Source organism: Cellulophaga algicola DSM 14237, assembly GCF_000186265.1.
GTDB classification, from domain to species: domain Bacteria; phylum Bacteroidota; class Bacteroidia; order Flavobacteriales; family Flavobacteriaceae; genus Cellulophaga; species Cellulophaga algicola.
On record NC_014934.1, the window covers coordinates 1,775,441 to 1,795,747 of the forward strand.

The 20,307-nt window shown below is 33.4% G+C and carries 22 protein-coding genes; 1 reads left to right on the top strand and 21 read right to left on the bottom strand.

Annotation, left to right across the window (positions count from 1 at the left end):
• Positions 1–215: 215 nt before the first annotated feature.
• From atpG to CELAL_RS07730, 17 genes are all read right to left on the bottom strand, one after another.
• Positions 216–1,076, bottom strand: coding sequence for an ATP synthase F1 subunit gamma (gene atpG / locus CELAL_RS07650; protein WP_013550331.1), 861 nt, complete (start codon positions 1,074–1,076; stop codon positions 216–218).
• 99 nt (positions 1,077–1,175) lie between these two features.
• Positions 1,176–2,756, bottom strand: coding sequence for a F0F1 ATP synthase subunit alpha (gene atpA, locus CELAL_RS07655; protein ID WP_013550332.1), 1,581 nt, complete (start codon positions 2,754–2,756; stop codon positions 1,176–1,178).
• A gap of 56 nt (positions 2,757–2,812) precedes the next feature.
• Positions 2,813–3,352, bottom strand: coding sequence for an ATP synthase F1 subunit delta (gene atpH / locus CELAL_RS07660; protein WP_013550333.1), 540 nt, complete (start codon positions 3,350–3,352; stop codon positions 2,813–2,815).
• A gap of 4 nt (positions 3,353–3,356) precedes the next feature.
• Positions 3,357–3,854, bottom strand: coding sequence for a F0F1 ATP synthase subunit B (locus tag CELAL_RS07665; RefSeq protein ID WP_013550334.1), 498 nt, complete (start codon positions 3,852–3,854; stop codon positions 3,357–3,359).
• 95 nt (positions 3,855–3,949) lie between these two features.
• Entirely contained in the window at positions 3,950–4,138 is a 189-nt protein-coding gene (gene atpE / locus CELAL_RS07670; protein ID WP_013550335.1) for an ATP synthase F0 subunit C, read from the bottom strand.
• 38 nt (positions 4,139–4,176) lie between these two features.
• Positions 4,177–5,373: a F0F1 ATP synthase subunit A gene (gene atpB, locus CELAL_RS07675; protein ID WP_013550336.1), complete on the bottom strand. Its 1,197-nt coding sequence runs from the start codon at positions 5,371–5,373 to the stop codon at positions 4,177–4,179.
• A gap of 93 nt (positions 5,374–5,466) precedes the next feature.
• Positions 5,467–5,844: a DUF6168 family protein gene (locus tag CELAL_RS07680; RefSeq protein ID WP_013550337.1), complete on the bottom strand. Its 378-nt coding sequence runs from the start codon at positions 5,842–5,844 to the stop codon at positions 5,467–5,469.
• A 4-nt stretch (positions 5,845–5,848) separates the two neighbouring features.
• Positions 5,849–6,076 (bottom strand): AtpZ/AtpI family protein, encoded by a 228-nt coding sequence (locus CELAL_RS07685; protein WP_013550338.1) that lies wholly within the window; start codon positions 6,074–6,076, stop codon positions 5,849–5,851.
• Positions 6,054–6,479 carry a bactofilin family protein gene (locus CELAL_RS07690; RefSeq protein ID WP_013550339.1) on the bottom strand — a complete coding sequence of 142 codons (426 nt, stop codon included), beginning with the start codon at positions 6,477–6,479 and terminating at the stop codon, positions 6,054–6,056. The genes CELAL_RS07685 and CELAL_RS07690 overlap by 23 nt, the downstream gene beginning before the upstream one ends.
• 3 nt (positions 6,480–6,482) lie before the next feature.
• Positions 6,483–9,035 (bottom strand): type IX secretion system periplasmic lipoprotein PorW/SprE, encoded by a 2,553-nt coding sequence (porW, locus tag CELAL_RS07695; RefSeq protein ID WP_013550340.1) that lies wholly within the window; start codon positions 9,033–9,035, stop codon positions 6,483–6,485.
• Positions 9,036–9,315: 280 nt separating this feature from the next.
• A complete protein-coding gene (locus CELAL_RS07700; RefSeq protein ID WP_013550341.1) occupies positions 9,316–9,675 on the bottom strand; it encodes a hypothetical protein in 360 nt (119 codons plus the stop codon).
• Positions 9,650–10,153, bottom strand: a complete 504-nt coding sequence (locus CELAL_RS07705; protein ID WP_148229662.1) for a hypothetical protein — start codon at positions 10,151–10,153, stop codon at positions 9,650–9,652. The genes CELAL_RS07700 and CELAL_RS07705 overlap by 26 nt, the downstream gene beginning before the upstream one ends.
• 367 nt (positions 10,154–10,520) lie before the next feature.
• Positions 10,521–11,216: an ABC transporter ATP-binding protein gene (locus tag CELAL_RS07710; RefSeq protein ID WP_013550344.1), complete on the bottom strand. Its 696-nt coding sequence runs from the start codon at positions 11,214–11,216 to the stop codon at positions 10,521–10,523.
• A gap of 19 nt (positions 11,217–11,235) precedes the next feature.
• Positions 11,236–12,708, bottom strand: a complete 1,473-nt coding sequence (locus tag CELAL_RS07715) for a DUF5687 family protein (protein ID WP_013550345.1) — start codon at positions 12,706–12,708, stop codon at positions 11,236–11,238.
• Positions 12,709–12,868: 160 nt separating this feature from the next.
• Positions 12,869–13,540 (bottom strand): hypothetical protein, encoded by a 672-nt coding sequence (locus CELAL_RS21420; protein ID WP_013550346.1) that lies wholly within the window; start codon positions 13,538–13,540, stop codon positions 12,869–12,871.
• Between the two features lie 181 nt (positions 13,541–13,721).
• Positions 13,722–14,180 (bottom strand): hypothetical protein, encoded by a 459-nt coding sequence (locus tag CELAL_RS07725; protein WP_013550347.1) that lies wholly within the window; start codon positions 14,178–14,180, stop codon positions 13,722–13,724.
• Positions 14,181–14,191: 11 nt separating this feature from the next.
• Positions 14,192–14,530: a PadR family transcriptional regulator gene (locus CELAL_RS07730; RefSeq protein ID WP_013550348.1), complete on the bottom strand. Its 339-nt coding sequence runs from the start codon at positions 14,528–14,530 to the stop codon at positions 14,192–14,194.
• A gap of 130 nt (positions 14,531–14,660) precedes the next feature.
• On the opposite strand from CELAL_RS07730, the gene CELAL_RS07735 reads away from it, so the two are divergent.
• Entirely contained in the window at positions 14,661–15,710 is a 1,050-nt protein-coding gene (locus CELAL_RS07735) for a ferredoxin--NADP reductase (protein ID WP_013550349.1), read from the top strand.
• A 63-nt stretch (positions 15,711–15,773) separates the two neighbouring features.
• On the opposite strand, the gene CELAL_RS07740 is transcribed toward CELAL_RS07735, so the two are convergent.
• The 4 genes from CELAL_RS07740 to CELAL_RS07755 form a co-directional block, all read right to left on the bottom strand.
• Positions 15,774–16,556, bottom strand: coding sequence for a patatin-like phospholipase family protein (locus CELAL_RS07740; RefSeq protein ID WP_013550350.1), 783 nt, complete (start codon positions 16,554–16,556; stop codon positions 15,774–15,776).
• A 241-nt stretch (positions 16,557–16,797) separates the two neighbouring features.
• Positions 16,798–17,784, bottom strand: coding sequence for a phosphotransferase (locus CELAL_RS07745; protein WP_013550351.1), 987 nt, complete (start codon positions 17,782–17,784; stop codon positions 16,798–16,800).
• A 5-nt stretch (positions 17,785–17,789) separates the two neighbouring features.
• Positions 17,790–18,842: a nucleoside hydrolase gene (locus CELAL_RS07750; protein WP_013550352.1), complete on the bottom strand. Its 1,053-nt coding sequence runs from the start codon at positions 18,840–18,842 to the stop codon at positions 17,790–17,792.
• A gap of 9 nt (positions 18,843–18,851) precedes the next feature.
• The gene (locus CELAL_RS07755) at positions 18,852–20,303 is read right to left on the bottom strand and encodes a SusD/RagB family nutrient-binding outer membrane lipoprotein (protein ID WP_013550353.1); all 1,452 of its coding nucleotides are present in this window, start codon (positions 20,301–20,303) and stop codon (positions 18,852–18,854) included.
• Positions 20,304–20,307: the final 4 nt, after the last annotated feature.

Genomic DNA, 20,307 nt, shown 5'->3' on the forward strand with positions numbered 1-20,307 from the left:
GGTCTAATTTGCTAAAGCTTCTGCATTATTTAAATTTGACTTCACTGGCGTTCCATCTAATTTGCTAAAGCTTCTGCATTATTTAAATTTGACTTCACTAGCGTTCGGTCTAATTTGCTAAAGCTTCCGCATTATTTAAATTTGACTTCACTGGCGTTCCGTCTAATTTGCTAAAGCTTCCGCATTATTTAAATTTGACTTCACTGGCGTTCCGTCTAATTTGCTAAAGCTTCTGCTCCACCAACAATTTCTAAAATTTCGTTGGTAATTGCGGCTTGTCTTGCTTTGTTGTACGTAAGTTTTAACTGATCTCTCATTTCTGTAGCGTTATCAGTTGCTTTATGCATTGCAGTCATACGCGCACCATGCTCACTTGCGAAAGAATCTCTAATACTTTTGTATAATTGTGTCTTTAATGATTTTGGAATCAATTGTTCTACAATTTCAAATTTTGATGGCTCGTAAATATAATCTGCATTAGAAACTTCCGCTCCAGACACAGGAACAATTGGTAAAAATTGTTCTGTCATTATTATTTGAGTAGCAGCGTTTTTGAATTTATTATAAACGATTTCTATTTTATCGTAGGAACCATTCGTAAATAAAGCCATTAATTCTTCAGCAATTGCAGCTACATTATCAAAAGTTAAATCATCATAGATTTCACTATGATTTTCAATAACAGTAAATTTCTTTTTAAGAATGTCGTTTGCTTTCTTCCCAATAGCCATAAACTCTACCTGTTTACCAGCATAGGTTTGGTTGGCTAAAAGTGTACTTTGTTTGATAATGTTCGTGTTAAAAGCACCACATAAACCTCTGTTTGAAGTTATCGCTACTACTAAAACTTTATTTACCTCACGGTTTTCTGCATAGACACTACCAGCATCACCTTCAAGACTTGCACTTAAACTCTGTAAAAGTTCAGTAAGCTTATCTGAATAAGGACGCATTGCAGTAATAGCATCTTGTGCTTTTTTCAGTTTTGCAGCAGATACCATTTTCATGGCACTGGTAATCTGCATCGTTGAAGAAACTGATGCTATCCTATTACGTATTTCTTTTAAATTTGCCATATTTTCCTCTCCTAACCTCTCCAAAGGAGAGGGATTGATTCGTTAAAATATTTATTATCCGACTTTAAAGCTTCCCCGTAGAGAACATTTAAAAGGGAATTATTTTATGTATTTCGCTGATAAATCTTTACAAACAGAAGTTAATACATCAATAACCTCATCCGTTAATTTACCGGCTTTCAAAGAATCTAAAGTATCTCTATGTTTTGCATTTAAGAATTCGATATAATCACGCTCAAACTCTTTAATTTTATTCACAGGAACAGTTCTTAACAGGTTTTTAGAACCTGCATAGATAATTGCTACTTGATCTTCTACGGTATAAGGATCGTTTTGTGCTTGTTTTAATATTTCAACGTTACGACGTCCTTTCTCAATCACATTTAAAGTGGCAGCATCTAAATCTGAACCAAACTTAGCAAATGCTTCCAATTCACGGAATTGTGCTTGATCTAATTTTAAAGTACCCGCTACTTTTTTCATTGATTTAATCTGTGCATTACCACCAACACGAGATACAGAAATACCTACGTTAATTGCTGGACGTACCCCTTGGTTAAATAAATCTTGCTCTAAGAATATCTGACCATCTGTAATAGAAATTACGTTGGTTGGGATATACGCAGAAACATCACCTGCTTGTGTTTCAATGATTGGTAATGCCGTTAAGGAACCACCACCTTTTACAATTGGTTTTAATGCATCAGGTAAATCGTTCATGTCTTTTGCAATAGCATCGTTAGCGATGATTTTTGCAGAACGCTCTAATAAACGAGAGTGAAGGTAGAAAACATCACCTGGATACGCTTCACGTCCCGGTGGTCTTCTTAATAAAAGAGAAATTTCTCTATAAGCAACCGCTTGTTTAGATAAATCATCATAGATAATTAAAGCTGGTCTACCGGTATCTCTAAAATACTCACCAATGGCAGCTCCTGCAAATGGTGCATACACTTGCATAGAAGCAGGATCAGATGCGTTAGCAGCTACAATAGTCGTATATGCTAAAGCTCCGTTGTCTTCTAATGTTTGTGCAATGTTTGCTACTGTAGATGCTTTTTGCCCTATAGCAACATATATACAATATACTGGTTTCCCAGCATCGTAAAATTCTTTTTGATTTAAAATGGCATCAATACAAACAGTAGTTTTACCCGTTTGACGGTCACCAATAACCAACTCACGTTGTCCTCTACCTACAGGGATCATAGCATCAATTGCCTTAATACCTGTTTGTAATGGTTCAGTAACTGGTTGACGGTAAATTACACCTGGAGCTTTACGCTCTAAAGGTAATTTGTATAGTTCACCAGCGATAGCACCTTTACCATCAATTGGTTTCCCTAATGTATTTACAACACGACCAACAATACCTTCACCAACTTCAATAGAAGCAATAGTCTGAGTTCTTTTAACTACAGTACCTTCTTTGATATCTCTAGAAGGACTTAAAAGAACAACACCAACGTTGTCTTCTTCTAAGTTAAGAACGATACCTTGCAATCCGCCTTCAAATTCTACTAACTCACCGTATTGTACGTTAGATAATCCGTAAACTCTTGCAATACCATCACCAATTTGTAAAACTGTACCTACTTCGTCTAAAGAGGCTGTAGCTTCAAATCCTGATAATTGCTGTTTTAATATTGCTGATACTTCAGCGGCTTTTACTCCTGCCATGTTATTAATGATATAAGTTGTAGCGCAAATTTACACCGGCGACTACGTTATTATAATTATAAACTGTTTGTAAATTCTCTTTTTAAATTTCCTAGTTTACTCGCGATGCTCGCATCGTATTGTAAATCTCCTACTCGTAGTACAAAACCTCCTAGAATTTTTTCATCGATAGTATTTTTTACTACAACTTTTTTTCCAGTCAATTCTACCACCTTATCAAGTATCTTTTTTTCTAAGTCAGCTGTTAAAGCGACAGCGGTAGTTACAAATGCAACTCCTTGCCCTTTTAAGTCTTCATTAATAATAAGATACTTTAAAGCAACTTCGTTTAGTAATGCAATTCTTTTATTGGTGATTAAAACACCAATAAGGCCTTTAGTAATTTCATTGGCATCTTTAAAAATAGCCAATAAAATGTCCTTTTTATCAGAACTTTTTACAACCGGACTGCTCAATGCATCTGATAATTCTTTGCTTTCGCTTATGGTTTCAGCGATAGAACGCATATCAGCTTCCATAGCATCCAAGGCTTTGTTTTCTATAGCCTGGTCTAAGGTAGCTTTTGCGTAACGTACTGCTGCTCTAGATTCGCTCATGCTTCTAGTTTAATTTGATGTCACCTAACATGTTCTCAACCAATTGTAGTTGCTTGTCTTTGTTAGCTAGTTGTTCTTTAATCACCTTTTCTGCAATCTCTAAAGATAAGGAAGCTACTTGATTTTTAATATCTGCAACAGCTGCTTTTTTCTCACTCTGTATTGCTTCTTGAGCATGTGCTAGCATTTTATCGCCTTCTGCCTTTGCTTGACCTTTAGCATCTGCTAACATTTTATCTTTAATCTCACGCGCTTCTTTGATCATTGATTCTCTTTCAGCACGTGCTTCTTGTAATAAACGCTCACTATCAGCAGTGATATTTTGCATTTCTTTTTTTGCGTTTTCCGCTGCAGCAAGTGCATCAGCAATACCAGTTTCTCTTTCGTTTAAAGAATTCAAAATTGGTTTCCAAGCAAATTTAACCATTAATGCAATTAAGATTAATAAGATAAAAGTTTGCATGAAAAATAAGCCTACCGGAAAATCATTAAAAATATCCATACGATGTTATTCTGTGTTTTTATTAGTTTATTTTTTAAAGCACAATAGCAACCAACCGTTACTATTGTGCTTCAATTTGCTTTGATCGGGAATTATTATTTTCCTAAAAGTAAAGCACCGAATGCTAAACCTTCTAATAATGCTCCGATAATGATCATCGCAGTTTGGATTTTTCCAGCTGCTTCAGGTTGACGAGCAATACCTTCCATTGCCTTACCACCAATCATACCTAAACCGATACCACCACCGATTACGATTAATCCTGCTCCAATTAAATTGTACATACTAAATTGATTTATATTAAATTAAAAATAAACTCTCGTTAAATAAAATCACCTCTTACATCTTCTACATCTTCAATTTTATGACCGTGACCATCATGCTCGTGAGCATGGTCATGCTCTGCTACTGCCATACCAATAAATAGGGACGATAACATGGTGAAAATATAGGCTTGTAAAAAGGCAACTAATAATTCTATTACTGTTAAAAATAAGGTTAATAATACAGATATTCCTGTAGCACTAACAGTTCCAAATTGCGCTTTTAATATAATCATTAAAGCGGCAATACCCATTACTACGGAGTGGCCTGCTGTAATGTTAGCGAATAAACGTACAAATAATGAGAATGGTTTTGTTAACATCCCTAATATTTCGACAGGGATTAATGCAATCTTCATTAATACTGGTACACCTGGCATCCAGAATATATGTTTCCAGTAATCTTTATTTCCGTTAAATTGAATAATTAAAAAGGTAAATAGTGCTAAACATACTGTTACCGCTATTTGTCCTGTAACGTTAAAGCCTAATGGTGTTAATCCTAATAAATTCAAAATCCAAATAAAGAAAAATACAGTTAATAAGAAGCCCATAAATTTACGGTAATGCTTCTCACCAATGTTTGGTCTTGCTATTTCGTCACGAACATAAAGTACTAAAGGTTCTAATACACGAGCAAAACCTGTAGGTATTGGACTCTTTTTATAGCCTTTAGCTAAAGCTCTAAAACCAAAAATCATTAAAAACCCGGCGAATAACATTCCGAATACACTTTTAGTGATTGAAAAGTCTAGAGGTTTATGTGCGTTTTCTGGGTGATGATGTTCATCAAAACTAATTGCTGTTGCATTAGCATCTAATTCATAGATGACACTGTGAAGTTTAGTGAATTTAGAACCACCACGGTTTACGATAACCTGTGCGTTATCATCATGATGAAAAGCTGAGGACATAAAAGTAACTAATCCATTGCTTGACCATAAGATTACCGGTAGTGGAAAACCTATATGTTTTGTTTCTCCAGCATCATTAGTATAAGAAAACAAATGAAAATCGTGAGCATCTTTAAGGTGATGCGCAATATAGTTGTCAATACTTTCTTTAGTATTTATCTTACCTTCTACGGTCTCTACATGTGCTTCCTTTTCTGGATCAGATACAGAAAACCCTTGTAATGAGAATGTAAGGGTAATTAATAAAGCTGTTCTAGTAATATATTTTGATGCTATATTCATTATAAATATTTCGAAAATTGACTTCCTAAAATTTTGCGCAAAGGTAGTTATTAAAAATAAAAATCAAATAATTTTAATGTAATAATTATTCAACTAGATTTTCTTTAGAATTTTTGAGATAAATAGCACCTCAACCGTCAGAAATAGAATAAGTGGAATTAGCATGGAAAACCTATCTATGCGAGGTAATACTACCTCACTAAATACGGTACTTTTAAATAGAATAGCAAAGAAAATTAACTTTAAGAAAAGTGTAGCTAAATAGATTAAACTTAATTGTTCTTTTAAAATATCTGCAAAAGCTAGGTAAGCAATTAAAATGCAGATACCCATTGAAAATAGATAATGAAAGAGATACATTTTTCCTAATGGGAAAGGAATTGAATAATCTAAAATGGCTAAATGGGTATATTTACCCACAAGGAATAATAGCGTAAATACAATGATATATTGTAAAATGGATTTGAGCAAAACTTTATTTGTTAAGGTTATTGGCTTGACGTATCATGGAATACATAGATACAAAGATAGCAACAAGTGTGATAGAAATTTCTAAATAATTAGTTGCGTATTTTTCGTCTAGCCAAGAACCTAATAAGTTTCCTAAGTAAATGGTAAGTCCCATTTGGATTCCTATTCCTGAAAGTTTTGTTGCAGTTTGTAAACCCTTGTTTATTTTCTTACGAGGCTTTTGCGGTTCCATTTCCAGAATTAGCAGGTTTGTTCTGAGAAGCTATTTTACCGCCTCCCATGGTACAAGCTGCATTAAATGTTGCGCCTGGCTCTACAGCTAGTTTAGCTACAGAAACAACGCCCTCAATTACAGCAGAAGATTTTAATGATAACAGGTCTGATACTAAAAGCTCGCCATTGAAGCTTCCTTCAATATCTGCATTTACACATTCCACTTTACCATGGATGTAACCATCTTTACCAATAACAACTTTACCAGAAGTCTTTACATTCCCATCTAATTTTCCATCAATTCTCAAATCTGCTTCTGAAATGATGTCTCCTTTAATGCGAGTGTTTTTTTCAATTCTGTTCGGTTGTCCTCCTAGTTCTGTCATTGCTTTAGGTTTTTGTTTTTTATTGTCTGAAAACATGTTCTACGGTTTTGGGGTTACAGTGTGTGTTTTGTAAGCAGTTAAATTTTTATGAACCTGAATAATTTTATAGTTCGAAGATAAAATTACGAAATTCTCATCCGCTATTCTATAGTCTTTATTGTTTTTTATCAATTCAGCAAATCCAAGCGCATAATCTTGTGTTTTAAAACCGTGTACAACAACAAATTTATTTTCTAGGTCATAAATATCAATAGATACCGTATTTCTGTATTTTAAATCTTTTATCGCTTTTTCTAATTCTTCTTTTAGCGTAGTTGCAGATTCCGTTGCAGCCATGTCAAATGTGAATATTAATTTCCAGTTTTCTGCTTTTTTAGACGGATTAGGCTGTAAAAATTCTTTTGGGGCTAACTTGGGTAATTGATCCGCAATAATCTCCTTTGCTTTTTTACCTTCTGGGTTATTAGGGTAATTTAAGGCTACATAATTTAAAGCCTCTTCAAAGGCATCATAACCTTGAATTCTACCTATAGCATTTGCTTTTAGCATTTCTAACTTAGGCACAATAGGATCACCAGTAAATTTGGTAATATTCTCCTGTGTACCTGTAATTACCTGTAAATACTCTTGATTTGTATATTTCTTATACAAATCGGCATACTTTGCATCAGGGCTTTCTGTATCACCTTCTAGCACTGCATTTGGATTTAATAGTATTTCTGCGTAGCGAGAGTCAGGGTGATTGGTAATAATATTTTCTTTCATCTGAGCAGTAAGTGGGCTACCAGATTCTTCATAGATTTTATATAAATTGTATTTAGATGGAAGAATTAATCGCTTTTCAGGATCAGATTTCAATACTGTTTCTAGCTTACCGGCAGCTAAGAAATTCTCTTTAAATTTCTCCTTGTAAATTAAACCTAGTTGATAGTTTGCTAAATTTCGTTCTGTTTTTAAACTATCAATAACGGTAACTTCTGTTGGAATTTGATCCATATAGAAATCAATAGAATATTTTTGCTCTTCAGTAAGGCCTGTAATTTCATTAGTTGCATTATTTGCAATAGAATCAACTTCTGCAATATTTGTTTTGGCTTTATCAGTCCAACGCCAATTATCTTCTAATTCCCGGTTTCCCCAGCGAGTTCTAAAATCGGTTTTACCGTAACCAAGGCTTGCAATGTTATAAAAATAGAACTTGCCTTTGTTTTGTTTCCCACCCTTAGTTTCTGCAAAAGCGCTAACACCTCTTGTTTGGCGCTCAACCTCTTTCTTAGCGGCTAAAGAGTCTTTTTCTTTTAAGTCCTTTATATACGTCCCAAAGTAAGCCAATTGCTTTTCTTTTGGCATGTTGTATATGGTAATTATACTATCCGTGTAGTGTACCACATCTTCATAAAGTATAACATCTTCTAAGTTATCTAGTTTTTTCTTTATAAATCGATATTTTTTTGTGTTTTCTGGCAAATTTACAAGTGTACTATCATAATAAGCACCAGCAATTTTATAATCATTTTTATCAAAATTATATTCCCCTAAGTTTTCGTAATTCAGGGCGTTAAGCTGTGGTTTGTTTTGTGTTGCTCTTAATGATTTATTAAAATACGCTAAAGCCAAACTATCTGAGACATTCTCTAAATGGAATTCCGCTATCTGACGAAAAATTTTATCCAGATAGGGCCTGTTTTCACGATCTTCTTCCAGGTCTGTTAAATATTCGTATACTTCTAATGTGTTTTCGGGAGTGAGTTTTGTATTTCTAATTTTTTGCAGATGTGCGTTAATCATATACTCACGTGGAGATTTACGATTAAGGTGTATTATTTTATCAAATGCATAATTGGCACTGTCTTTATATCCAAGTTGATTATAAAGTTGCCCAATGATGTAGTAGTAACGTCCTTTTTCAGGATTTTTTTTAGTGTATGCAGAAGCTACTTTTAGATTCTGAATTGCAGTATCAATTTTACTTAAGTTAATATATGCTTGAGCCATCATTGCTTTGGCGTCTGCATATTCTTGATCTTCTAGTACTTCAAACTTGAAGAGTCTTTTTAAATTTTTTAAGGCTAATTCATCATTTTCTAAACGAATGTTAACCTTTTCTCTCCAAATAGAGGCTTCATTAAGCTTATCACTTTTTGGGTATTTTCTTAAGATATAATTAAATGCTTCTAGGGCAGGAAGAAAGCGTTGCTCAAAATAACGGGTTTTTCCAAGAAGTAGAAAAGCTTCGTCAGTTTGTGGATTGCGTTCTGTATCCTTAATTTCCATACTGTGTTTCTGTATGGCTTTTGTTGCTTTTTCTTCCGCTAGTTCAAATTTTGGATTCTTATTTTCAGAATCTAAAATTATTTCTTCGCGAATAGTAATACGTTCTATGGGTAATACTTCCCAGTAATTATCCTGATAGGAGGCATTGAGTTCTTCTCTACCTTCTTCAAAAGCAATATTACCATTGTACAAGACATTGTACTTGGTATTTAATGCGTGCCAATTACGGTTCACAAAAGCATCTTTCTTCGTGGAACATGCATTAAATAACACACCTCCAAAAACAAGAGCAGCAATAAGTTTAAACTGAAGCTTCAATATTCTAGGTTTATCTAATTACTAAACTTAAAAAGGAGCTTATTATTATGTAGTTCATCGATAAAAAGTCCTTTAATTTTTAATAGATAGAAATGAATGAGGTCAAAAATATCGAATTTCACAAACTAAGCGGTTTGTATAGTATATTTTTTAACTATTAAATAGCTAATATTTGCCTTTTTGACGATGATTTTAATTATGAAATCGATTTAAGTAATAATGAGGTTTCTTTTTTACGACACAACTACCAACTAGTTGGTTTGTGTTGTCTTTTTAAGAACTATATCGATGAACGGTCACTGTTTGTAATTCTCAATGTTGTCTTTACATTACTTATTGAAGTTTTTTTTTTCTTTAGAAGGCATCTTTTAAGCATTCTAACCTGCGCATAAAGCATATCATGATTTACTTCAAAAGTTTTATCATTATTCATTTTAGAAAGAATATAGCTCTTGCAAAAATCTTCTATAGAAGAGCTAGACTTTTTGAACTTATCAACAGCGTCATTTACATCTATAGATGGGTGTAGGTCAACCGTAGAGAAACTAAGTAGGGTTTGGTTAATCTCACTAGAGATAAACTTCATAAATATCACGAAGTCAGTACTCAGGGATTTAATTTTTTGTTTGGGTTTTGGCATTCTTGTCGGTTAAGTAAAAATTGAGTATCAACAATACTCCCACCAAAAGTAAGATAAAAATTTTATAATTCCAGTTATTTAAGGGTGTTTTACGTAGATTAAATACCATAAGTAGTAATTGGTAGCCATTTATTACTGTAGGAAATAGAAAAACAAACCTGTAAGATTTACCTTTAGAAAATTCTAGAACTAACAACCATGCTATAAAAGAACTGAGTTGCATGCCGACTAATGCTAAAAAAATACGATAGGCGGAATACCCTAAGAAGGATCCATCGGAGGCAGAAAAGAATTCTATGATTCTTAAATTTGGCACCCAACTTTGTAGTTCACCAGTGCTTGTAGTTATAATGTCATGAGCAAAAGGAAGCAATGCGCATAAAATTATGCCCATTGCTTTCCATATGTTTAGATTAAACGTCGCCCATCTTGACTTCATCTCTGTCAATTGCTTGCTGCTCATATATATTGTTTTCACTCTCATCGGAATTATCATTTGTGCATGATGCTAATGATAAGGTTACAATGGCTAAAGCTAATAAAAATGTTCTTGAAGTTTTCATATTAAAATAGTTTTTTATTGAGGGTGCAAACTATAAATTACGCTGACTCCAAACTATTTTATGCCTGTAATGATATTAGGTTTTTTTAACTACGGTCTGTTGATATTTTTATCTACTTTGTAGTTCATCTGAAAGTTGTTGGTTTTAAATTAATTATAGCTTATATACATAAGCACTTGATTATCTATATCTTAAGATGCCAAAATTTTGTTAACTACTTTTTTTACCGTTAAAGTGTAGTTCTTAACAATTGTAATTAGAAAATTGCTAGAATTAAAGGTCTTATCCAGCAAAAAACACCTCTAATTCTTTTAAAGTCTCTGCAGATGTTTCAATATCTTTAACGAGTTGTCCTTTATTTAATACAACAATACGCTCGCAAACTTCAGTGACATGGATTAGATCATGACTAGAAACTAAAACCGTTACATTTTGGTTCGCCGCTAAATCTTTGATTATTCCTTTTAAGCGTATTTGAGTTGTAGGGTCTAGGTTTGCAAAGGGTTCATCCAGAATTACCACTTCTGGGTTTCCTATGAAAGAAGCTACAATACCAGCTTTCTTCTGATTCCCTTTAGATAGATCGCGCAAATATTTAGTCTGACCTAGTATTTCCCCATGAAAAAAGTCTTGGAAGTTTGCAAGTAGCGCATTGACATCTGCTTTATTCTGCCCTCTTAATTCTCCAATAAAGTAGAAATATTCTTCGGCAGTTAAATACCCAATGAGAAACGTTTCATCAATAAAAGCAGTAGTAAAAGGTTTCCAGTCTTCGCTTATATCTACTTGAACGCCATTATTGTTAATATACCCTGTAGTAGGTTGTATTAAATCCAATAACAAACTAAATAAGGTTGTTTTACCAGCTCCATTATTTCCTACGAGTCCAAAACTTTGCCCTTTAGGAATCTCAAGATGTTCAATATTTAGGACGGTATTTTTTCCGTATGTTTTTGTTAAGTTTTGTACAGTTATCATTTAGTGGTATGCTTTAAAGTTAACTTACTTGCTTATAGGCTAGTAGAGTTTTGTATTTTTCTTTTTTATAAACGTGCTCTATTTTCTTAAAAACATACCCTTTAAAAGCAAAACCTATAACACCGGCCATGGCTACAAAGATATATCCAGCTGTAGGGCTAATTAAATAATGGCCTAAGCCGTAAATGATTAAAGGCAATAGAAGTTTGGGCATGGTAAGCATTACAGTTTTTAAATTAAAAGATTGTTTGTCTCCAAATGCTTTTTTTGAAGAGGTTAAATCTATTGGAGTTCGTGTGTACGCTCCGCCTAATAAAACGACATATGAGTTTACCCCAATATTATAAACGGCACCAACCAGTACAGCTAAGTAAGCGTGTAAACCAAAGAATAGATAAAACGATGCAATGGTGGTGCTAATAAGTGTAGCAATGACCATCAAATACCATTTAGAATTTAGGTATTCTTTGTATTTAATATTTTGTGACATCATTAAGGGGTAATAGGAACTATCCCAACTCGGTACAAATTGTCCAAAGCTAAAAAGGAATCCACCGGATATAAATATTCCTGCGAAAATTCTCCATATAGGTCCATCATAGGCTTCTATAGTTCCTGTGAAAAATAAGAACCCGTAGAATATGAAAAAGAAACTCGTAATCACCGCCATTTTAGAGCGCTTATTTCTTTTTATTAGTTTAATGTCATTCTTTAAGAAAGTGCCTAAATTCCCAAATCTATTCAACCAACTTAAATCTTCTGTTTTAGCAATGGTTTGCTTGGTCTGCAATCCTGCATCTAGGTACAAGTTCTTTTTAAAATAATTAAAGGCGGCATAATATAAGCCAAAAGCTATTACCCAAAGAATAATGGAAATCCACGGTAAGGTATAGAGCGCATTGAAAAATGGTGCAGTGTACGTTGTAATATCAAACCATTGTAAATAGTGACATAATCCTAAGAGTGCAATTAAACCCACTAACGGATAAAAAATACTGTCTTTGTTGTTAACGAGAACATTGATAAAATTGTTGCAGTAGATAATAGCGATTAGGGCTAGATGCCAACCAATAACTCCTGTTGCAGCATACCCTTTTGTCAATAGTACTATAGAAAGAGGGATAAAAAAGAACGCATGAGACCAATTAAAATAAGATGCTATTGTTTTTGCAAGCGAAAAATTAACCACTTGGCTTTTCTTAAAAGGGAGATAGAGTAGTGGTTTTATATTCGTTACCGGCATTTTTTGAAGCATATAGCGAAAAACAAGATCTACAATTAAGTAGTAAATTATGAATTTGTTAATAACATCAAAAGGATCACCAATATTCATGTCTTCAATTACAAAATAAACCCCAACACCCATTCCAATAAAGATGGCAGTCATATAAACAGCGGCAAAAGCCATTAGAATTTTAATGGCGATACTACTTTTTAAGGAAGCTGCTCTAAAGAATGATTTCCATTGTAGTGTTATAAAATGTTTGAACATGATGGGTTATTTATGCTATGTAAGTATTAAAATGATTGTTAATGTTACAAGGTTAGTCTGATTTTAAATTCTAGGAATGTTATTTAGAAATATTTATCTCCTTAGAGGAATCACCAATACTACCACATGCTTAAGCACCATTCATTAATATTTTTTTAGGTTAAGCTAGTTTCATCTTTTTGATGTCCATGTGATTTTTAAACAAGTCATATATAATAAATGCAAATGATATTGAGAAGAGATGAATAAATAGCATAAAAATATTTGATGATTTATTTATTCCTATTTGATACACTTCGAAAAATAGAGGGTTCATTAGGAAATAAATAAAGATGTTAGGTAGCACTTGTCTACTGAATAAAAAACTATAAGATGTTTTATAGGAGCTTTTTCTAACAGTTCTATATAAAATAATTGCCATACATCCGATGGTTAAATATACGATTCCTATCATTGTATTTAGAACCGAGGAATATTTAGATAAGTCTAAGAAAGCATTTAACAGATAGATAATTAAAAAGGCGGATATTGTGTATTTTAAGGCTTTGAGGTAGCTTTTTTTACCAATTCTCACACATTTTTTCATCATGATTTTTGGCCCAACCCATGCAATCCCCAACCACCAACTTGAGTAATTTCCAAATTCTTTATTCCATGTTATTACTTCTTTATTAAAAGCTTCTTTAAAAGGGAGATTTTCAGAATTCATTGTGGTTTCTATACCATTCGCTATATGGTCTAAAACTTCATTTCTTAAATCAATTTGAGTTAGGTCTTTTTGATTCAAATAAGTTTCTATGGTTAAGAGTTGGTCTTTTGTTAGTGTATTCATACGATCGTATTTTTATATAGACTAGTGTATTCTTTATTGTATTTTAAAATTAGTTGAAGGAAAATTAAGGCCGTTGTAGCAATTATAGCAAAGAAGCCTGTCATAAGATTAATAGAGCTGTTTGACGTTATACTTTGTGTGAAGGGATTGTAAGAAATCTGTACAATTTGAAATAGTGTAATTAAAATAGTCCTAAACGCTCTAAACTAGAATATCTTACTTTTTTACCTTTAGTATAGCTAATTATGAAATAATAAATGCAGACTAAGAACAAAACGGTAATTGGAGCAAACCTTACGAATAATCCAATGTCGTGATAATTAGAAATAATTTTTACGAAGCAAAATGTTCCGATTAATATAAACAGATTAGAAGGCTTAATAAATAGGTAGCCTAACTGTTGCAGGGTTTTAACATCAGTGGCTTTTTTATATCTTTTATTAGCTTTTTGATGTTCTTTCTTATGTAACACCATATAATTCTTAAATGCATAATAGAATTCTGTGTGTTCCGTTTCCATTTTATGTTCAATATCAGAGGCTATATGATCTATCATTTCCATCCGAACATCTATAAATTCAATTTCGGAATTTTGGAGGTAGGTATCTATGAATTGTATTTGTTCCCGATTTAATTTCATCACAAAACAATTTAATTAATACTCCAATCAGGATTCACCAAATTTTGCATGCTGCGGATAAATTCTTCTAGCTCTGCAAGTCGGTTAACAGTTTCTTTTTCACCTTGCTCTGTAAGCTTATAATATTTACGTAGTCTATTGTCAACTTTTGCGACCTCTACATTTAATAGGCCCTCAGCTTCTAATTTATGCAATGCCGGATAAAGTGCTCCTTCTGTAATGTTTAACTCCCCTTTAGTAAGCGCTTTTACTTTTTGAGTTATTTCGTAGCCATACATCTTACCTTGCTCATCTAAAAGCTTTAATATGATGGTATTTAAACTCCCTTTGTATAATTTTGAATTACCCATTATATACTACTTCTTTTAAGTTTAAATATACATAATTTTCTTATGTATAAGAATCTTAGGTATATTATTTTACCCTTTTTCAGTTTTATATGCTTTCGCCTTTGCTTAATTTTACAGAAAATTAATAGCCATGAGCGATTTTCATTCTTTAAAAGTTTCTACGATACAGCAATTAACGTCTAGTTCAGTTGCCATTACTTTTGCTATTCCAGATGATTTAAAAGATACCTTTACGTTTAGTGCAGGGCAATACATTACCATTAGTAAAGAAATAAATGGAGTTGAGGTTAGAAGAGCCTATTCTATATCTTCAGTTCCCGCTTCGGGTAAAATTACGGTAGGTGTTAAAAAAATAACCGATGGTACATTCTCTGTATATGCCAATGATAATATTAAAGTGGGTGATGTTCTTGAAGTGATGCCACCAGAAGGACGTTTTGTTTTTCAGCCAAGCAATTCTGCTAAGCATGTTGCAGCATTTGTTGCCGGTAGCGGAATTACACCAATTATGAGTATTGCAGAAACTGTTTTAAAGAGTCACCTGAATAGTACTTTTGTTTTGGTTTATGGAAATCAGAATACAGAAGAGGTTATGTTTTCTAAAGAAATAGAGGCCCTACAAAAACAATATAATAATCGGTTTTTTGTACAGCATGTATTTAGTAGAATAAATCAAGAAGGAGCTCTTTTTGGTAGAATAGAGGGGTCTACGGTAAATTATATCGTAAAAAATAAATTTAAAGACACTGCATTTGATGCCTTTTACCTTTGCGGACCGGAAGAAATGATAGATTTGGTTTCCGAAAAATTACAAGCGGCAAACGTTGCTAAAGAAAAAATTCATTTTGAATTATTCACCTCATCAGAGACTGTAGATACTATGGCAGAGAATTTAGATGGTGCAACACAGGTTCAGGTTATTGTAGATGATGAAACATTTACATTTTCTATGGATAAAAAAATGTTAGTATTAGATGCTGTTTTAAAAGAAAATATAGACGCTCCGTATTCTTGCCAAGGCGGAGTATGCAGTAGTTGTATTGCTAGGGTCACCGAAGGAAAAGCTGAAATGGTTAAGAATCAAATTTTAACCGATGGAGAAATTGCAGAAGGATTGATCTTAACATGTCAAGCACATCCATTAACACCTACATTAAAGGTAGATTTTGATGATGTATAACCTCAAAATATAGAGATTAGTATGAAACAGGAATATAAATGCGTGCGTTTTATTCCTGTTTTTTTATGTTTTTGATAAAATTTCAAATTGCCTACAAGCATGTTCATAACCTATGGTATATGCTTTTTCAATAGCTTTGCGGTCTAACATGCCAATATGCTCTAAGTCTGGCGATTCAAATAGTAAATCACAAGATTTTAATTTAGTTTTAGAAGCAGCATAGATCATTAAGCCTGTAACTCTACCCGTTAATTGGTAAGTGTTTTTTAGATCTTTTTTGTCTAGTTTGCTTACAATAGAAACGTTACTACCAATAATGTATGTACATTTCTCATATAAAGGTTCAGCAGGAAAATTGTTCATGATTCCTCCATCAACGTATAATTGACCTTTTACTTCAATAGGACTAAATACTGGTGGTAATGCTGCAGATGCCAATAAAGGTCTAATTAGCTCTCCAGTAGAGAAAAATTCAGCATTTCCATCTTGAATATTGGTAGCAACTATATGTAATTCCTTTTGTAATGATTCAAAACTATCTTCTGGAAAATAGGCTTTAAAAAAGCGGATGTATTTATCAGTATCCATAAATCCTGCTTTCGCGATAGTCAAAAACTGATAATTAAATAAGGGAGTAGTTTTAAAGAAATGCAACATATCTTCAATAGAATTTCCATTAGCATATAAAGCCCCTACTAAAGCACCTACACTACTTCCTGTAACAGATTTTGCTTCAATCCCGAATTCCTGCATGGCTTTAATAAGTCCAATGTGTGCCATTCCTCTAACACCTCCACCTGATAATACTAGTCCGATTGATTTATTACTTGACAATTCTTTGGTCATATATAGGTGTATTTTGAAAGCACTCCGCTCAAATTTACCATAAAATAGCTGTTAAAGGCTTAATTTTTCTGACCCTTTAGTTGGTTTATTAATTTTAACGTGATTTCTGAGACTTAAGGTTGCAGTTCATCGATGAAATAATAGTACTAAGAGAAATTATGGGAAATCTTTCTTCTTTATAAAACACTAAAACCAACTGATAAGTTGGTTTTAGTGTTTCTGCAACTCCTATTGTTTTTACTTAGTTTAGAAGTGTTTTACGTGCTCCTTTTAATAATTCTACTCGTTTTTCTAAGCTTATTTCTAATGGTAATTGGGCCAATCCTATAATTCTTCTGATGATTTCTATGGCCACAAATTTTTCACACAATTCCTCATCTAGCGGGCATGAATTTTTATAATGTCGTAAGGCTTTTTTAATTGTTTCTTCTGGTTGTTCTGCCATTTTTAAATGTGCAATAGTTACTCCTATCTCAAATTCTGCAATACCGAAAAAGCAAAATTCAGGATCTATTATTCTTACTCCGGAACCTGTTTTTAACCAACTACCAGGAAAGTAATCTCCATGCAATAATGTAGTGCCATCTTCTAAATATAGCTTTCCGAGTTCTAGAACTTCTTTTTTTAGTTGTTCATCTTGTTTCAATATATTGGCATGTTGTTGTAAGCCAGGTAAAATTTCATCTAAATTAATTCCATTCTCTTCTACATAGGGGTACTTAAAAATATGCTCGTGATTAAGCTCTCGCATTTTTTTGTTAGTAATTTTTTTCTCTACGGTATTAGAGGTAATGGTATTATGAAGTTTCGAAATAAAAAATATAATGGTGAGTAGGTCTTCTTCAGAAATAACTTCGCCTTGTTGATAGAGGTATGAATAGTCTTTTCCTTTTCCTAAATCATCCATTAACATAACGCTATTTTCCTTATCTAACCCTATAAGATCTGGCATCATTAGTTTTAGCTGAGGTATATCATTTATCAACCTGTAAAACTCTGCTTCACGTAAAACACGTTCTAAAGGTGCAGCTACTTGAGGATATTTCTCTACATAGTCTCTACTCTGTTTAATGATGAAGGATCTCTTGTTAGTTACTATCCGAAGCGTGAAATTCATATTCCCTTCTCCGGGTTTTTCTACCGAAAGAATAGTTTCACCCTCATAAATCCATTTTTTTGATTGAAGATATGAGTTCAGTTCTGATATGGTATTGTTTAGTTTTATCACCTTACTTATTTTTTATAACTAGCTATTAATTTTTGATGGTAACCGGGTACTACATCAAAGCAATATTTTACAGGCGTGCCTTTAGTTTCATCACAAAGTAGGTACTGTTTAAATACCTGATTTTTATTTTCTTTGATGGTATCATCGAGATGCAGTTCTAAACGCGCTAATAGTGGTTCTGAAACAATATCTTCTGGTGCAATGATATAATGACTTGCTAGAGCATCAAAAGGATTAAAGCCAGTAGCTCCTTGTCCCGTCCATTGTTCTATCCATGGTTGAGAAGCTGTAGCTAACCATTTCATAGCAGGGTTGATGGTTTTTAAGGTATCTAAATCTTGTTGTTCTATCCAAACTTTACTAGATATTTCAAAAGGACATAATACAACGGGTACCTCATTATCTAAAAGAACTTGAAAAGCGGCATTATCTAAATCAAAATTCAAATCTTTGGCTATAACCCCTTTGGTTCCAATATTAAAATGGTCCTTAGCGGTTCTGCGACCAGCAACCAACACCACTTCAATTATTTGCGATTTCAGGTCAGGATATTTCAGTAGCAATACACCAATATTCGTTGCAGGGCCAATTGCTAAAATAGTTAAGCGCTCTTTTTTCAAAGCAGATGCTAAAGCTTCAACAGCATCACTGGTCATTACATTGTTGCTATCGATAGGTTTTCCTGCCCCTTTAAAGACCGGAATTTTCTGATCTATAAATTCAGTATTTATATAGTTACCAATAGTAAACGCATTTTCAATACTGTTATTTCCAAAGACGGTACTCATACCTATTATTTCAATATTGTCTGCATTTAATAATTGTAAAACAGCATAACCATCATCAACATCTGAATATCCTGGTCTATTGATGTTTTTCATGCCAACGGCTAGATCAGCATCAATCCATACCTTTTTTGTGCCCTCAACTTTTACTTCAATGGGTACTTCTTCTTTCTTTATTTCTGTTTGAATATTAGTTTTCTTATCCTTAGAATTACATGACGTAAACATTGCAATTGTTAATAAAATACCGAATAGTTTAATTTTTTGTATCATAATCATATTTTAATCTTTTTCCCACCAACCTTTACTATTGATATTATCTCCGCCAATTCTGGCAGATGCTTCCTGGTAATTGGCATTGTTTGAAGCTTGTTCTGACTCTGGATATAAATACCGAACGGGATATTTTCCTTCATTGAAATTATCAGGCCCTGCTTTTAAATTAGGAATTCCCGTTCTCCGGACGTTAAACCAAGCTTCGTGTCCTACAGAAATTAGACTAAGCCACTTCTGAGCTAGTATCTTAGTAATATCATTTTCACTTCCATCTAACGCTATTTCTGGCCTTGTCATATAATCTACAGGTAAAACAGTATTGTAATATTCAAAACTTGCTGCAATTGCGTTTTCATAATAGGTAGCTGCATTTCCAGAAATATAACCTTTTGCAACAGCTTCTGCTAAGGCAAATTGTGTTTCGGAATATTGCATGTATTGGGCATCAACACCATCTGGAGCATCTCGGAAAATACTTCCGAATAAAGAAATTTTATTTAAGTCAATACCACTACTAGATATTGTGTTTGTTGATTGACCGTTTAGTAAACCAGTATATTCTGGGGTGGCATTATTTTTTGTTGCTGCTGTAGGACTATAAAGTACAGCCATACGAGGGTCATTCCAAGATTTCAAAACCGAATCTACTGTTGCAGTCATTGAATGCTCTCTGTAGGTCCCAGAAGAGGCATTAAACAAAGGAAACTGGTTTGGCGCAGAACTTAAGTAGGGCACTACAGCATTATCCGCATTTGATTGCATTAAGTTGCCAGAATCAGCTAAGGTCTGTAACGCATTAAAATCTGGACTTCTTTTACTAATGCGCATGAGATAGCGTACCTGTAGGGAGTTGGCAAATTTTACCCATTTCGTTAAATCGCCATTAAACAACACATCACCCTCAATAGTTGCATTACTGTTCTCTAATAGGGTAACGGAGTTTCTTAATACCGCAATAATACCTGTTTCTGGATCTGTGTAGATACTTTCTTGAGTGTCATATTTAGGTAAAAAAGCACCTTCTAATGCGCCTAATGCTTCTGTATATGGAACATCATTCCATAAATCAGTAAGTTGAGAGAATAGATAGCTCTGCATAATAGCGCCAACCGCATTGTAGGCTTCATTAGAGGCTTTTGAAGCTTTTATAGATTGAATGTCTGATAGCAATCCAAAAATAGCATTCCAGTATTCACTATTAGAGCCCATTTCATAACGATCTATACGTTCAAATTCTATACTTGCCGAGAACTGCGCCAAATAATTAGACTGTCTAAAGCCTTGCTCATAGGCATTTAAATCTGAAGAAACGGAGATTACATTGGTCAACAAAAATTGCGGACTTACCGTTTCTGGATTGTTATTGTTTTCATTAATTTCATCAAAATCTTCTGTACATGCGGTAAAAAAAGTACCAGAAATGACTAGTGCTAAAAATAGCGGTATATGTTTTTTCATTTTC